The sequence below is a fragment of the Pedococcus sp. P2_F6 genome (assembly GCF_056403675.1).
In genome coordinates this window covers 1-14,858 of the sequence record NZ_JBFUEZ010000012.1, presented here as the reverse complement: position 1 = coordinate 14,858, position 14,858 = coordinate 1, and the positions used below count along the sequence as shown (strand labels likewise).

Here is a 14,858-nt window from a genome sequence, read left to right as displayed (position 1 = left end):
GACACCATGACCGAGCCCCAGTTTCGCCCCAAGTACGTGTCGTTCGACTGCTACGGCACGCTGATCAGCTGGCCGATGACGCCCATCACCAAGGAGCTGGTCGGCGACCAGGTCCCCGCGGAGCAGTGGGACCAGTTCGTCGCCGAGTTCCGCGGCTACCGCTACGACGCCGTGCTCGACGCCTACTACCCCTACGAGCGGGTGCTGCAGAGCGCCTTCGACCGGGTCTGCCGCAAGTGGGGGATCGAGTCGGACCCCACCGCGGGCAAGCGCTTCGCCGACGGCGTCCGCAGTTCACCGCCGAGCAGGCCGGCTACTACAAGCCGCGGTATGCCGCGTTCGAGTACATGCTCGACCAGCTCGACGCCACCCCGGAGGACTTCGTGCACGTCTCCTCGCACACCCGGTACGACCCGCTGCCCATGCACGACATGGGTTTTCGCAACCTGGTGCTCCTGGACCGCGGCTACGACCCGGTGCCGCCCGGCTACGACCTCACCGTGGTCAAGTCCCTCGACGAGCTCAACACCCTGCTCGGCATCGAGTGACCAACGGCGGCTCCTGACCTCGTCCCGACGTGGAGTGAGCCGCCGTCAGAGACAGGCGAGACGCCCGTCCTCCGAGAGGAGGCGGGCGTCTTGTGCTTGCTGAGGACGCGGGCGTCTCGTGCCGTCGAACCCGGTGGGTGCGTCCTGCAGGACCACACCCACCAGGGCGCGACCCACCAGGGCGCGACCCACCAGGGTCCGACCCACCGGGGCGCGAGGGCTCGTTCAGGACAGCAGGGCCAGGACCGCGTCGGTGACCTGGTCGGTGGTGGCCGTACCGCCGATGTCAGCGGTGCGTGTCGCCGGCGTCCGAAGGGTCTGCTCGATGGCGGCCATGAGCTCCGTCGCGGCGGGTGCTGCTCCGAGGTGCTCGAGCATGAGGACGGTGGACCAGAGCATCCCGATGGGGTTCGCGATCCCCTTCCCGGCGATGTCCGGTGCCGAGCCGTGGATCGGCTCGAACATCGACGGGTAGCGCCGTGTCGGGTCGAGGTTCGCAGACGGCGCGATGCCGATGCTGCCGGTGACGCCGGCGGCCAGGTCGCTGAGGACGTCCCCGAACAGGTTGCTCGCCACGATGACGTCGAAGGACTCCGGGCGGAGCACCAGCTTCGCCGCGAGAGCGTCGATGTGCTCCTCGACCAGGTCGATGCCGGGCTTCAGCTCCGCGCGCTCGCGCACCACCTGGTCCCAGAAGGGCATCGAGTGCACCAGGCCGTTGGACTTGGTCGCGGAGGTCAGGTGACTGCGTCGGCCGGCAGCGAGCGCCAAGGCGTAGTCGGCGATGCGCGTGATTCCACGGCGGGTGAACACCGACTCCTGGACGGCGGTCTCTTCCGGCAGGTCGCGGTTGAACCGACCTCCGAGCTCGCTGTACTCACCTTCGTTGTTCTCGCGGACGATGACGAGGTCGATGGTCCGACTGTCGGCGCCGGCCAAGGGACCGGGCACGCCCTCGAACGAGCGCACCGGGCGCAGGTTGACGTACTGCTGGAAGGCTCGGCGGATCGGGATCAGGAGTCCCCACAGCGACACGTGGTCGGGGACGTCGGGCCGGCCGACCGCCCCGAGGAGCACCGCGTCATACCGCTGCAGCGACTCCAGGCCGTCGGCCGGCATGAGGGCACCTTCGGAGAGGTATCGCTCGCAGGACCAGTCGAACTCGTCGATCACGAGGCCGAGCTCGTGGCGCTGGTCAAGGCTATGCAGGACGCGCCGCGCAGATGCGGCAACCTCCACGCCGATGCCGTCACCAGGGATGAGGGCGATCCGCCGCCCGTGGGGTGTGTCCACAGCCGCCGCCGCTCAGGAGCTCGTCGCCACAGCGACGTACTTGGTCTCCAGGAACTCGTCGATGCCGACCGTCCCGCCTTCACGGCCCAGCCCGGACTGCTTGACGCCACCGAACGGAGCTGCCGGGTTCGAGACGACGCCCTGGTTGAGGCCGACCATGCCGGTCTCCAGTCGCTCGGTCACGCGCAGGGCGCGGTCGAGGTCGCGAGTGAAGACATAGGACACGAGACCGTACTCGGTGTCGTTCGCGGCGGTGATCGCCTCCTCCTCGGTCTCGAAGGTCGCGATCGGGGCCACCGGCCCGAAGATCTCCTCGTGCCGCATCCGCGCGTCGGTCGGTACTCCGGTGAGCACTGTGGGCGGGTAGAAGAACCCATCGCCGTGCGGCACCTCGCCGCCCACGACGACCTCCGCCCCACGCTGGACCGCGTCGTGGACGAGCGCGCTCACCTTGTCGCGGGCCTTGGCGTCGATGAGGGGCCCGACGACGACACCGTCGTCGACGCCACGGCCGAGCGGGAGCCCGCTCATGCGCTCCGCCAGACGCCGGGCAAACTCCTGGGCCAGCGAGGAGTGCACGTAGAAGCGGTTGGCGGCAGTGCAGGCCTCACCGATGTTGCGCATCTTGGCCACCATCGCACCGTCCACCGCAGCCTCGAGGTCGGCGTCCTCGAAGACCAGGAAGGGCGCGTTGCCACCGAGCTCCATCGAGGTGCGCATCACCTGGTCGGCGCACTGCTCGAGCAGCTTGCGCCCCACGCCCGTGGAGCCGGTGAACGAGAGCTTCCTGGCGCGCCCGTCCCGGATCAGCGGCTCCATGACGTCTCCAGCCCGGGTGGTCGTCACCAGGTTGAGCACGCCGTCCGGGAGACCGGCCTCCTGCATGATCTCCGCGAGGGCCAGCATGGACAGGGGGGTCTGCTGAGCCGGCTTGACGACCATCGTGCAGCCGGCAGCCACCGCTGGGCCGATCTTGCGCGTGCCCATCGCCATCGGGAAGTTCCACGGCGTGATCAGCAGGCAGGGACCCACGGGTTGACGCATGACGAGCAGCCGGCTTTTCCCGTCGGGAGCCGACGCGAAGCTTCCCTGGATGCGCACCGCCTCCTCGGCGAACCAACGGAAGAACTCGGCGGCATAGGCGATCTCCCCGCGGGCTTCGGCGAGGGGCTTGCCCATCTCGAGCGTCATCAGGAGTGCCAGCTCCTCCTGCCTCTCCAGCAGGAGCTCGTAGCCACGACGCAGGATGTCGGCCCGCTCTCGAGGCGGGACCGCTGCCCACGACGGCTGGGCCTTCGCCGCCGCGTCGAGGGCGTGCATCGCATCCTCGGGAGAGGCGTCCGCGACGTGCGTCAGGACCTTGCCCGTGGAGGGATCGTGGACGGCGAAGGTGGCGGCGTCCTTCGCCGGCCGCCACGCCCCCCCGATGAAGAGTCCGGTCGGCACCGAGTCGACCACCTTCTGCTCCGCCGTGCTGTCCACCATGAGGCTCCCTTGACCGTGATTGTCTGTGCTTTAATGTCTGTTGTTGACAATCTACCAGAGGAGTGAGCGCATGGCATCCCTGTCTCCGCTACTGAAGCAAGCCACACCTCTTCTCGCTGCCCGCGGCGAGGGTGTGTACCTCTTCGACGAAGCGGACCGGCGTTTCCTCGACTTCACCGCCGGGATCGGCGTGACCAGCACCGGTCACTGCCACCCGCGAGTGGTCGCCGCGGCGCAGGAGCAGGTGGCCACGTTGATCCACGCGCAGTACACGACGGTGATGCACAGGCCGCTGCTCACGCTCACCGAACGGCTCGGAGAGGTGCTCCCTGACCCGCTCGACTCGGTCTTCTTCAGCAACTCGGGCAGCGAGGCGGTCGAGGCGGCGCTGCGGCTCGTCCGGCACGCAACCGGTCGGGCCAACGTCGTGGTCTTCCACGGCTCGTTCCACGGCCGGACCATCGGCGCCGCATCGATGACGACGTCGGGCACGCGCTTTCGCGCCGGGTTCTCCCCGATCATGGGCGGAGTCGTCGTGTCCCCGTTCCCCACGGCCTACCGGTATGGCTGGGACGAACAGACCGCCACAGAGTTCGCCCTGCGGGAGCTCGACTACGTGCTCGCCACCATGACCGCTCCTGCCGAGACAGCCGCCTTCGTGGTGGAGCCCGTCCTTGGCGAGGGGGGCTATATCCCCGCCAACACCGCCTTCATGGCCGGTCTTCGGGAGCGGGCGGACCGCCACGGCATCCTGCTGGTCCTCGACGAGGTGCAGACGGGCTGGGGTCGGACTGGCCGGTTCTGGGGTCATGACCACTTCGACGTCGTGCCCGACGTCATCATCACGGCCAAGGGTCTGGCCAGCGGGTTCCCGTTGTCCGCCATCGCCGCCTCGAGCGAGCTGATGGCCAAGGCGTGGCCGGGTTCCCAAGGCGGCACGTACGGCGGCAACGCGGTGGCCTGTGCCGCCGCGATCGCCACTCTCGACGTCATCGTCGAGGAGAACCTGGTCGAGAATGCGCGCACTGTCGGCGCCGCCCTGGCAGACGGGCTCGCCAAGGTGGCGGCCGACAACCCGGTCATCGGCGACGTGCGTGGTCTCGGCCTGATGCTCGCTTGCGAGTTCGTGACGCCGGGCGGCGGGCCGAACGCTGCGGTGGCGCTCCGGGCCCAGCAGGAGGCTGGGAGGAGGGGGCTGCTGCTCCTGACCTGCGGTCCGTTCGGCAACGTCGTGCGGATGATCCCGGCTCTGGTGGTGACCCAGGAGCACGTCGACGACGCGCTGAAGATCTGGGCCGACTCAGTGGTGGCGGCGCAACAGGACTGACGCCTTCCCAAGACGCCGCAGGCCATGGATCCACCGGATCCATGGCCTGCGTGCCTTGGCGGGGAGCAGCTATGCCGTGCGGTGAACCGCGATGATCTTCGGCTCGGTCATCGCCTCGACGGCGAAGGGGACTCCCTCGCGCCCGACGCCGGAGCGCTTGCCCCCACCGAACGGCATGGCGTCGATGCGGAAGTCGCCGGTGTCGTTGATCATGACGGCACCCACGCGCAGCCGCTCGGCCACGCCGAGAGCAGCATCGATCCCGCTGCTGAACACTCCGGCCTGGAGCGCGTAGTCGCAGCGGTTGACCTCCTCGACGGCGGCTTCCACGCGCTCGAACGGCTCTATGGAGACCACCGGGGCGAAGACCTCCTCGGTGAGCACGCGACAGCTCGACGGCACGTCGGTGAGCACTGTCGGCCAGAAGAAGGTGCCCTCACGCTTGGCGCCGGTGTGCACGGTCGCGCCCGCCTGCACGGCCTCGGCGACCCAGTCTTCCACCCGGCCCGCGGCGGCCTCGTCGATGAGCGGTCCGACATCAGTACCAGCCACGCTCCTGCTGCCGACGACGAGCGCCCTGGTACCCCGCACGACCAGGTCCACCAGCTCGGAGTAACGCGCCGCATCAACGAACACCCGCTGTACGGAGAGGCAGTTCTGCCCCGCGTTTCCGAAGGCCCCGTCGACGATGCCGGCGGCAGCGCGGTCGAGGTCGGCATCGGACAGCACGAGTACTGCTCCGTTGCCACCGAGCTCCATGAGGGTTTTCTTGGCACCAGCAGTGCGGGCTACTGCGTTACCGCTGGTCCAGCCTCCGGTGAAGGACACCATGTCCACCTGGGGATGACCGACCAAGGCGGCGCCCACCTGGACTCCCTTGCCCGGGAGGACGGCGACCCGGCTAGCGGGCACCCCGGCATCGAGGAGCAGCTCGACGAAGGCGAGTGCCGTGAGCGGGGTCTGCTCGGCCGGCTTGAGGACGACACCGTTGCCTCCGATGAGGGCCGGTGCCAGCTTGTGGGCCACCAGGTTGAGGGGGTCGTTGAACGGCGTGATCGCGGCCACCACGCCCACCGGCTCGCGGGTGTACCAGCCGACCCGGTTCTCACCTCGGGGGGTATCGCCGAACGGCAGCGTCCGACCCTCGAGGTGGGAGGCCTGCTCGGCCGAAAGTCGAACGGTCTCGACAGCGCGCTGGACCTCGTTCCCGGCATACCGGACGGTCTTGGACCCCTCCGTGGAGAGGAGGTCGACGAACAGCTGCCGACGTTCCGACAGGAGGGCGGCAGCCAGGTGAAGCGCCTCACGGCGCTGCCACACCGGCCACGCTGGGCCGTGCCGGATGGCGTCGGAGACGCCCCGCACGGCCGCGTCGACGTCATCCGGGGAGCAGTCCGCGACCCGGCCGACCAAGCCGGCAGTCTCGGGGTCCCTCACCTCGAGCTGGGCTCCGGATCGCCAGATACCGCCCCAGAACGCGCCTCCACGGGGTTCCCACCTTGCCAGCCGCTCACGCATGGCCTCAACTGTGAGGCCTCAATCGCAGATCGTCAACTGATGGTTGTTGACAACTTACATGGACAGTGGTTCCGTAGTGAGCGACGGCATCGCGGTTTCCGGTCCTTCCGGATCTTCGCGTCGCCTGGCAACCACGCCGATACCTGTGGAGAGGTCTCCGATGAAGTTCGTTCCCTACTGGCTGGACACCGCTCCGCAAGGACCCGATCGGTCCCGGACCGAGGTGGGTGGTCAGGCGGATGTCGCCGTGGTCGGGGCGGGTCTGACCGGGTTGTCCGCCGCCCTTCACCTTGCTCGAAACGGTGCCACGGTGCAGGTGCTCGAGCGGGAGACCGTGGGCTGGGGGGCCTCGGGTCGCAACGGGGGCATGGCGACTACGGGAATGTCGATCGGGTATGGCGAGGCCGCCGACCGTTATGGTTTCGCGGCCGCGACTGCGTACTTCCAGGCCTATGACGATGCAATCGACACGGTGGAGAAGCTTGTCGGTGAGGAGGGGATCGACTGCGACTTCGCTCGCTCGGGGAAGCTGACGCTGGCGGCGAAGCCGGCGCACTACGAGGGGCTGCGCAAGTCCCAGAACCTGATGGCGGAGCGGCTCGGTCGTGAGACGCACCTGGTGTCGAGGTCACAGCTACATTCGGAGATCGGTTCGGACTTCTACCACGGCGGGTTGGTGGACCCCAAGGGTGCGGGTTTGCATGTAGGCAAGTTCGTCAAGGGGTTGGCCGAGTCGGCTGCCCGGCTCGGCGTGACCATCCACGAGAAGGCGCCGGTGCAGGAGTTCCGTCGACTCGATGGGACGAGGCATGAGCTGGTCACCCCCCGGGGCGTGGTGCGGGCGGACCGGGTCCTGGTGGCGACCAGCGGGTACACAGGTCGGCCGTTCCGGTGGCAGCAGGTCCGCATCGCGCCGGTGGGCAGCTTCATCGTCGTGACCGAGCCCCTGGGCAAGGAGGTCTGCGACGAGCTGATGCCGACCCGGCGGATGGCCTCTGACACCAAGAACCTCCTCTACTACTTCCGGATCACCCCGGACCAGCGGCTGCTTTTCGGAGGCCGAGCCAGGTTCGCGATGTCCAACCCGCAGTCGGACGAGAAGAGTGGCCGGATCCTGCGCGAGGCGATGACCGCCGTCTTCCCGCAGCTCGCCAACGCCAAGGTGGACTACTGCTGGGGTGGGCTCGTCGACATGAGCCTCGACCGGATGGTGCATGCCGGGCAGCAGGACGGACTGTTCTACTCGATGGGCTACTCCGGCCACGGCGTCCAGATGGCGACGCACATGGGCAAGCAGATGGCGGAGTACATGAACGGGGCGCTCGACGCGAACCCGTGGCGTGACCTGTCGTTCACCCGGATCCCGGGGCACTTCGGCCCGCCGTGGTTCCTGCCGTTCGCGGGGGGCTTCTACAAGCTCAAGGACCTGATCAAGTAGCGCAAGGAACCCATTGGCCATGCTCGTTCACGCTTGGAGTCCCGGATGCTGATGTTCCTGGTGCGCAGGACGTTGGTCTTGCTGATCACGTTGGGGGTCGTCTCCGTGCTGGCGTTTCTCATTCCCTATGCCGGGGAAGGGGATCCGGCGCGGAAGATCCTGCAGGCAAGGGTCAGCGACCCGGCGCTCACGCAGGCCCAGGTTGACGCCCTGAGCAGGGAGCTCGGCCTGGACCGGCCGATCCACGAGCAGTACCTGCACTGGTTGGGGCATGCCGTGACCGGTGACTTCGGCTACTCCTACACGAGTCGGGTCCCGGTGGGCAGCCTGGTCGGGCCGGCCTTGTCGGTCTCGATCAGCCTCGCCTTGGCGGCGCTGGTCCTGGCGCTGGTCATCGCCCTACCGCTGGGAATCGCCGCGGCGACCAAGCGGGGCGGCAGGATCGACAACGCGGCCACGTTCGCCTCCCAGACCGCGGTCTCGGCGCCCGAGTACTGGGTGGCACCGGTGTTGGTGCTGGTGTTCGCCCGCTACCTGGGCTGGTTGCCCTCTGGCGGCTGGTCCGGCGCGGCGTACATCGTGATGCCGGCCGTCGCGCTGGCGCTACGGCCGCTGGGGTACTTCACCCAGGTCTCGCGTGCCGCCATGACAGAGGTCCTGGCCGCGCCGTACATCACCGCCGCGCGCAGCCGCGGCCTGAGCTTCCCTCGGACTCTGGTCCGTCACGGGCTGCGCAACAGCATGCTTCCGGTGATGACCCTCTTCTCGTTCTGGTTCGCCGGGCTGCTGGGAGGGTCGGTGGTGATCGAGGTGATCTTCAACATCCCGGGAATGGGTCGGCTGCTCTACTCCTCCGTGGTCAACAACGACGTGCCGGTGATCCAGGGCGGGATGATGTGGATCCTGACCATCGCGGTCGTCGTGACCACGCTGACCGACCTGCTCTACGGCATCCTCAATCCAGCGATCAGGGTGAACCATGCCTAGTCTCACCACCGCCCCACCGGCAACCAAGCCCGAACCGTGGCGCCGGACCGGTCCACCGTCGCAGCGGCCCAACATCTTCGGTATGGCGATCAGGGGGCTGCGCACGCGGCACTGGACGTTCGAGCTCGGTGCGGGGCTCCTGGTGCTGGTGTTGGGGGTGTTGCTGTTGACGCCGTGGATCGCACCGCACGACCCGGCGGTCCAAGACCTGAGCCACGCACTGGCCGGCCCGTCGCAGCAGCACTGGCTGGGTACCGACCACCTCGGTCGCGACGTGCTTTCGCGGCTGATGTGGGGCGGCCGGTTCTCCGTCACGATCGCAGCCATCACCCTGGTGATCTGCGCCGTTGCAGGGACCGTCCTGGGAGCCTTCGCCGCACGACGGGGCGGCTGGGTCGACGAGGTTCTGATGAGGACCGTGGACGTGCTGGTCTGTTTCCCCGACGTCCTCATCGCGCTCTTCCTGATCGCGGTCCTGGGCACCGGGTACGGCACGTTGATCGCTGCGCTGACCGTCACCGGCTGGACCCCCTTCGCTCGCCTCATGCGTGGCTTGGCCTTGGAGATCAACGCCAAGGAGTACGTCGAGGCTGCCGAGATCCTTGGTTCCCCGAAGTGGTACATCCTGTTCCGCCACGTCATCCCGAACGCGATCCGGCCCGTGACTGCCATGAGCTTTCTCCGGTTCGGACACAAGCTGATCACCGTCGGCGCCCTGTCCTATCTCGGCCTGGGGGTCCAGCCCCCGGACTCAGACTGGGGCGCCATGCTGCTGGAGGCGCAGCCCTACATGGAGACCGCTCCCTGGATCGGCATCCTTCCCGGCGTGGCGATCTTCGTCACCGCACTCAGCGTGACCATGATCGGACAAGGCCTCGACGTGCAGAGACCCCGCCGAAAGCGGGCTACTGCGCCAGGTGCTCGCGTCGCATCACCCGTGCGACGTGCCCCGATAGAAGGAGAAGCACAGTGACGTCCGAGCCAACAGCGATCCCGAACCGGCTTCCGCGCGCCACGTATGCCTCAATGGTCACCGATTGGCTGCGAGCCAACATCGTCAACGGAACCCTCGAACCGGGGGCCCAGTTGAGCGAGGTCGAGCTGGCCACCAACTTCGGGGTCAGCCGTGGCCCCGTGAGGGAGGCCCTCCAACGACTGATCCAGGAGGGGCTGGTCCGTAGTGAGCCCCATCGCGGTGTCTTCGTTCCGATCCTGAGCGACGAGGACGTGGTGGACATCTACCTGGTCCGCGACGCCCTTGAGTCCTCGGCCGTCAAGCACATCATCGCGTCCTCGAGGTCCGTGGAGGCCGCTGATGCTCTGGACGGGGTCGTCAAGCTGATGGCGGACGCCGTGGCGACGGGTGACTGGGAGCGGGTCGGCACCTACGACCTCCAGTTCCACACAGCCCTGGTCGCATCGAGCGACAGCCCGCGCCTGCAGCGAATGTTCAGCACCGTCATCTCCGAAACCCAGCTGTGTCTCGGCGTGCTGACAGCGGCCGACGCCCGGGAGGACCTTGTCGACGAGCACCGCCGGATCGCTCGGGAGATCCGCGAGGGAAACACCACGGCTGCGCTAGCCGTCCTGAAGCAGCACTTCGACGACGCGATCGTCGTCCTGAGGAACCGGCAGCGCGTGGCGGCCGGGGAGAGACCCCACAAGAAGGCGGAGACGCGATGAAGCTCACGGACGAGCCTTCAACGGCGAAGGCGACGACGGACCCGAACTCCACCCTGTTGGAGATCCGGGGCTTGCGGGTGGAGTTTCCCGAGGTGGGTGGTGGTCCGGCGATCGAAGGGATGGATCTGACGGTGCGCCGGGGGGAGATCGTGGCGTTGGTGGGCGAGTCGGGGTCGGGCAAGAGCCTGACCGCGTTGACCGTGATGGGTCTGCTTCCGCCGGGGGCTGAGGTGGTGGGGGGCAGCGCTGTGCTGGACGGTGAGGATGTCTTGTCGATGTCGGGCAAGCGGCGGGACGAGGTGCGTGGCAGCAAGGTGGCGATGCTCTTTCAGCAGCCGAAGGTGATGTTGGACCCGACGGCCCGGGTGGGCGGTCAGGTCGTCGAGGCGCTGCGCCGGCACCGCGGAGTGGGTCGGCGGGAGGCGAAGGCGCGAGTGGTGGACATGCTGCGCGACGTCGGTATTCCGGAGCCGGCCCGGCGGGCGTCTTCGTTCGCTCATCAGCTGTCCGGTGGGATGGCGCAGCGGGTGATGATCGCGGCGGCGTTGTCGGCGGACCCGGAGCTCGTGATCGCGGACGAGCCCACGACGGCTCTGGATGTGACGGTGCAGGCGCAGATCCTGGACCTGTTGAGGCGCAAGCGGGATGAGTCGGGGTTGTCGATCCTGCTCATCACCCATGACCTGGGCATCGTGTCGTCGATGGCGGACAGGGTCGCGGTGATGTATGCCGGTCGGATAGTCGAGGAGGGTGCCACAGCGGACATCTTCGACGACCCGCAGCACCCGTACACCGAGGCGCTGTTGAAGGCGTCGCTGCTCCAGGCCGAGCGCGGCAAGCTGTTCACCATCCCCGGGTCGGTGGCTCAGGCGCGGGCGATGGGACACGGCTGTCGGTTCCTGCCGCGGTGCGCGAAGGCGGCCGCGCTGGGGATCAGTGAGACCTGTCAGGGCGCCGAGCCCACGCTGCACACCTGTGGGGAACACGAGCACCACAGCCGCTGCTATGCGGCTCCTGAGCATGCGGAGGCAGGATGAGCGCCATGGCGGTGACGGAGGAGGTCCCGCAGCGGCAGGAGGGTACGCAGTCGCTGCTGGTTCTCGATGGTGTGGTCAAGCAYTACCCTGCCGGCCGAGGCAAGGTGGTGCATTCGGTGGACGGGGTGTCGCTCGGGGTCCGGCGGGGGGAGGTCCTGGGTCTTGTGGGTGAGTCCGGGTGCGGGAAGTCGACGCTGGCCCGGACCATCCTGCGCGCGGTGACGCTCGACAGCGGCAGCGTCGTCTTCGACGGCGAGGACATCTCCCGGGTCAGGGGCACGCGGCTCAAGARSCTSCGCAGCTCGATGCAGTTCGTCTTCCAGGACCCGTACGGCGCCTTCGACCCCAAGATGCGGCTCGGCACCAGCCTTGACGCGCCGTTGCGCCACCACGGGATGAGCAACARSGCCGAACGGGCGGACCGGATCGCCGAGATGCTCAACCGGGTCGGGCTGGAGACAGACATCCTCGACCGGTTGCCCCGGGAGTGCTCCGGCGGTCAGCTGCAACGACTGGTCATCGCCCGAGCCCTGCTCCTGAAGCCCAAGTTCCTCATCTGCGACGAGCCGACGTCGGCCCTGGATGCCTCGATCCGCGCCCAGATCCTGAACCTGCTGGTGGAGCTGAAGAACCAGCTCGACCTCACCCTGGTGCTGATCTCCCACGACCTGCGGGTGGTGCGCTACCTGTGCGACCGGGTCGCCGTGATGTATCTGGGCCAGATCGTGGAGATCGCCCCGCGGGAGCAGCTGTTCACCAACCCCCGCCACCCGTACACCCGAGTGCTGCTGGCCGCCTCACTGGCCGAGGAACACGGCTCCGATGCGATCATCACCCAGCTCAAGGGCGAACCACCCAGTCCGATCGACCCCCCGTCAGGGTGCCGTTTCCATCCCCGCTGCCCCTTGGCCCAAGACATCTGCCGTACCACCGAACCGCCGACCGCCCAGGCCGGCGAGGACCACCTCACCAGCTGCCACTTCTGGGCCGAGCTGCCGAGCATTGCCGGGCCCTCGACGCCAGCTTTCTAGAGCATCAGATGGTGTACCCCATCGAGCCCCTCGACGAGGGTCACGTCGGTGCCGCGTGGAGCACCTCGCCGGCAGCCCTTGCTTGTGACGCGCAATCTACAGAGGAACGCATCCAACAGACCCCCGGCCGATCATCGCGGTCCTATGTCCAACCGACGGCACGCGGCCGCCGGAATGACGGCCATCGGGATGCGCGCCGAAGTGCGATACGTCGCCGCGACCGGGCTGAGCCGCCACGCTTGCTGACGCCCAAGCGCAATTCTTGTGGGACTTCTTCTCACCCGCCCTGCACACCTGGAGCAGGACAGGGGCCATGGAGTGGATCCACGTCGGCTGCTGGTGTGGACACGCTGATGTTCGACGAACTAGCCGCTTCCGACATCGTCGTCACCAACGCCCGCGGCATCGTAGACCGTCCCCATCGCGGAGTACGTCCTGGGATTGATCTTGGCCTTCGCCAAGGAAATGCATCGAAGCAACGACCTCCAGTTGCGGCGCGAGTGACGGCACTGCGAAACACGCACAGTCGCGGCGAGCACCGCACTGGTTGTCGGCACAGGGTCAATCGGCAGAGTAGTCACACGGCTTCTGCGGGCGGTCGGCACGGATGTCAATGGCGCTGGGAGAACCGCGCTTAACGACGACCCCGACTTCGGCCGAGTCGTCGCGAGCGCCGAACTGGTCAACTATGTCGGCGGCGCGGACCGTCTCGTGATCGTCGCGCCGCTCACAGAGGCCCGCGCGCGTTGGTCAACGGCAAGGTGATCGCGGCACTCAAGCCAGGCAGCCACATCATCAACGTCGGCGGAAGCCAACAAGACGCTGGCATTACGCTCACCGGAAAGCGTATTGACCCGCAGCCAGGCATCGTCACCCTCAAGGCCGAAGACGCTGCGCCGTACCGTGACCAGCGACCACGATGACGAACCGCATGCGCACGGCTTCGACAAAGAGGTCGAGCTCACAGCAGGCAAGCCGACCACACTCGACCTGCGCACGACACACAGCTGATATGTAGCGACTTCCTGTCAAGAGGGCAGGGCGAGGCGCCGTCCGGATGGCTTTCCGGGCGGCGCCTCTGTGTTGGCTCATGGACCTGCCTGGGCGAGCGTGTCGTTGGCGACGCACGGTCAGGCTGATATGCGCGGGTTGAATACCGCAGGACGGGCTGTTCGGCTGGAGCGGTACCGCGTGTCTAGGATCGAGCGTCGCGCCGGGATGCGAGTCCTGTTGCTGCTCATAGCTGTTCCGCGGGTCACTCCACGCGCTGCTGCCTCGGCGGGTCACGAGCCAAGTCGTTGGGTCAGTCGTCCAGGACGGCCACTGACCAGCACCACCCGGCGAGCTCCCGGGCGACCGCGACGTTGGCCACTGCGGGCCGTTTGCGCCGCAGGTTGAACCTGACCCAGCGGGCGTGCAAGCGCCGGTTCCCGGCATCGCCACGGGCTCGGGCCGCGGGCGTGGCCAAGTCCCAGCGGGCACGCATCACAGCCCCGGGACGGTAGGCCGGGCGGTGATGCCAGGCGGCCTCGACGAGCAGCCGGCGCACATGGGTGTTCCCGGTCTTGGTGATCGATCCCTGCACCCGGGACTGACCGGAGGAGAACTCCGCGGGCACCAGCCCAACGTAGGCGCCGAGGGAGTTGCCGGTGAATCGATGCCAGTCACCGACCTCGACGGCCAACGCGAACGCAGTCAGGGTCGATACCCCTCGCAGGCACGCCAGGCGCCGCACGACCGGAGTGAACTCGCTGTCCGCGGCCAGCTCCGCGATCGCTGCATCGAGTCGGTCTCGCCGAGCCGCGGTAGCCAGCACCGCCTCATAGGCCGACTCGAACGCCATGGCCGCCGCGGGCTGGTCGAACCGCTGGCGGCGCAGCCACACGTCGTGGGCACCGGTCCACGCCTGCCCACCGGAGTACACGATCCCGCGCCGCAACAGGTGCTTGGACACCCGGTGCCGGGCCCGCATCAGGTCAGCCCGACAATCTTCACGGGCCCGGACCAGGTCACGGGCCGCCTCCTGGGCCACACTTGGCACGACCACCGAGGTGATCTCGTCCAGCCGCAGCAACCGGGCCAGGTGCAGCGCGTCCCGGGCGTCGGTCTTGACCCGGTCGCCCGAGGGCCGCTGCAACCGGGAGGGGGCCGCCACCTCGCACCGCGTCCCCGCCTCCACCAAGGCGCGGGCCAGCCCGAACCCAGTCGGCCCCGCCTCGTAGGCCACCGCGCACGGCCCCGGCAATCGCCCCACCCAGCCCAGCACGTCCTCGAAGGCAGGCGTCAGCCTGGCCCGGAACACCTCACCTGTCACCCCGTCGATCGCCGCCGCGACGACCGACCGTGCGTGCACATCCAGTCCCACACTCGTACGCTCAGAAAACACCGGGGCCTCCCACACATGTCGGATAGGCCGGGCAAGGGCACTTGTCCAGCAACCCACGAATCTGTGCGCGTGAGGCCCCGGCCCGCAACCACTCAGCCGCAAGCGGTCACGGCATACCGTCTAGC

At 68.1% G+C, this 14,858-nt stretch carries 12 protein-coding genes and 1 pseudogene; 9 read left to right on the top strand and 4 right to left on the bottom strand.

Features of this window, described 5'->3' with window-relative positions:
• Positions 1-236: 236 nt before the first annotated feature.
• On the top strand, positions 237-548 hold the full coding sequence (locus AC1DWP_RS19255; protein ID WP_477616103.1) for a hypothetical protein: 312 nt from the start codon (positions 237-239) through the stop codon (positions 546-548).
• A gap of 225 nt (positions 549-773) precedes the next feature.
• On the opposite strand, the gene AC1DWP_RS19250 is transcribed toward AC1DWP_RS19255, so the two are convergent.
• Together AC1DWP_RS19250 and AC1DWP_RS19245 are read right to left on the bottom strand one after the other, a co-directional pair.
• Entirely contained in the window at positions 774-1,841 is a 1,068-nt protein-coding gene (locus AC1DWP_RS19250; protein ID WP_477616102.1) for a tartrate dehydrogenase, read from the bottom strand.
• Between the two features lie 12 nt (positions 1,842-1,853).
• Positions 1,854-3,326 (bottom strand): NAD-dependent succinate-semialdehyde dehydrogenase, encoded by a 1,473-nt coding sequence (locus AC1DWP_RS19245; RefSeq protein ID WP_477616101.1) that lies wholly within the window; start codon positions 3,324-3,326, stop codon positions 1,854-1,856.
• Between the two features lie 70 nt (positions 3,327-3,396).
• On the opposite strand from AC1DWP_RS19245, the gene AC1DWP_RS19240 reads away from it, so the two are divergent.
• Positions 3,397-4,653 (top strand): aspartate aminotransferase family protein, encoded by a 1,257-nt coding sequence (locus tag AC1DWP_RS19240; protein ID WP_477616100.1) that lies wholly within the window; start codon positions 3,397-3,399, stop codon positions 4,651-4,653.
• A 69-nt stretch (positions 4,654-4,722) separates the two neighbouring features.
• Here the strand turns inward: AC1DWP_RS19240 and AC1DWP_RS19235 are convergent, their stop codons facing one another.
• Positions 4,723-6,171, bottom strand: a complete 1,449-nt coding sequence (locus AC1DWP_RS19235; RefSeq protein ID WP_477616099.1) for an aldehyde dehydrogenase family protein — start codon at positions 6,169-6,171, stop codon at positions 4,723-4,725.
• A 160-nt stretch (positions 6,172-6,331) separates the two neighbouring features.
• Between AC1DWP_RS19235 and AC1DWP_RS19230 the strand changes: the two genes are divergently transcribed.
• The 7 genes and pseudogenes from AC1DWP_RS19230 to AC1DWP_RS19200 all read left to right on the top strand — a co-directional run.
• Positions 6,332-7,609 (top strand): NAD(P)/FAD-dependent oxidoreductase, encoded by a 1,278-nt coding sequence (locus tag AC1DWP_RS19230; RefSeq protein WP_477616098.1) that lies wholly within the window; start codon positions 6,332-6,334, stop codon positions 7,607-7,609.
• A gap of 45 nt (positions 7,610-7,654) precedes the next feature.
• Positions 7,655-8,596 (top strand): ABC transporter permease, encoded by a 942-nt coding sequence (locus tag AC1DWP_RS19225; protein ID WP_477616097.1) that lies wholly within the window; start codon positions 7,655-7,657, stop codon positions 8,594-8,596.
• Positions 8,589-9,569, top strand: a complete 981-nt coding sequence (locus AC1DWP_RS19220) for an ABC transporter permease (RefSeq protein ID WP_477616096.1) — start codon at positions 8,589-8,591, stop codon at positions 9,567-9,569. Before AC1DWP_RS19225 ends, AC1DWP_RS19220 begins: the two co-directional genes overlap by 8 nt.
• A complete protein-coding gene (locus AC1DWP_RS19215) occupies positions 9,566-10,279 on the top strand; it encodes a GntR family transcriptional regulator (RefSeq protein ID WP_477616095.1) in 714 nt (237 codons plus the stop codon). Before AC1DWP_RS19220 ends, AC1DWP_RS19215 begins: the two co-directional genes overlap by 4 nt.
• Entirely contained in the window at positions 10,276-11,316 is a 1,041-nt protein-coding gene (locus tag AC1DWP_RS19210; protein ID WP_477616094.1) for an ABC transporter ATP-binding protein, read from the top strand. Before AC1DWP_RS19215 ends, AC1DWP_RS19210 begins: the two co-directional genes overlap by 4 nt.
• Before the next feature lie 5 nt (positions 11,317-11,321).
• Positions 11,322-12,347 carry an ABC transporter ATP-binding protein gene (locus AC1DWP_RS19205; protein ID WP_477616093.1) on the top strand — a complete coding sequence of 342 codons (1,026 nt, stop codon included), beginning with the start codon at positions 11,322-11,324 and terminating at the stop codon, positions 12,345-12,347.
• 525 nt (positions 12,348-12,872) lie between these two features.
• Positions 12,873-13,112, top strand: a pseudogene (locus tag AC1DWP_RS19200) (NAD(P)-dependent oxidoreductase); the annotation flags it as partial.
• Between the two features lie 538 nt (positions 13,113-13,650).
• On the opposite strand, the gene AC1DWP_RS19195 reads toward AC1DWP_RS19200, so the two are convergent.
• Entirely contained in the window at positions 13,651-14,733 is a 1,083-nt protein-coding gene (locus AC1DWP_RS19195; RefSeq protein WP_477616092.1) for an IS110 family RNA-guided transposase, read from the bottom strand.
• Positions 14,734-14,858: the final 125 nt, after the last annotated feature.

What these genes read in the sequence shown, in the direction of transcription:
- AC1DWP_RS19245 (WP_477616101.1), bottom strand. Translation starts at nt 3,326, where the DNA reads ATGGTGGACAGCACGGCGGAGCAGAAGGTGGTCGACTCGGTGCCGACC.
- AC1DWP_RS19230 (WP_477616098.1), top strand. Translation starts at nt 6,332, where the DNA reads ATGAAGTTCGTTCCCTACTGGCTGGACACCGCTCCGCAAGGACCCGAT.
- AC1DWP_RS19220 (WP_477616096.1), top strand. Translation starts at nt 8,589, where the DNA reads ATGCCTAGTCTCACCACCGCCCCACCGGCAACCAAGCCCGAACCGTGG.
- AC1DWP_RS19210 (WP_477616094.1), top strand. Translation starts at nt 10,276, where the DNA reads ATGAAGCTCACGGACGAGCCTTCAACGGCGAAGGCGACGACGGACCCG.
- AC1DWP_RS19240 (WP_477616100.1), top strand. Translation starts at nt 3,397, where the DNA reads ATGGCATCCCTGTCTCCGCTACTGAAGCAAGCCACACCTCTTCTCGCT.
- AC1DWP_RS19225 (WP_477616097.1), top strand. Translation starts at nt 7,655, where the DNA reads ATGCTGATGTTCCTGGTGCGCAGGACGTTGGTCTTGCTGATCACGTTG.
- AC1DWP_RS19235 (WP_477616099.1), bottom strand. Translation starts at nt 6,171, where the DNA reads ATGCGTGAGCGGCTGGCAAGGTGGGAACCCCGTGGAGGCGCGTTCTGG.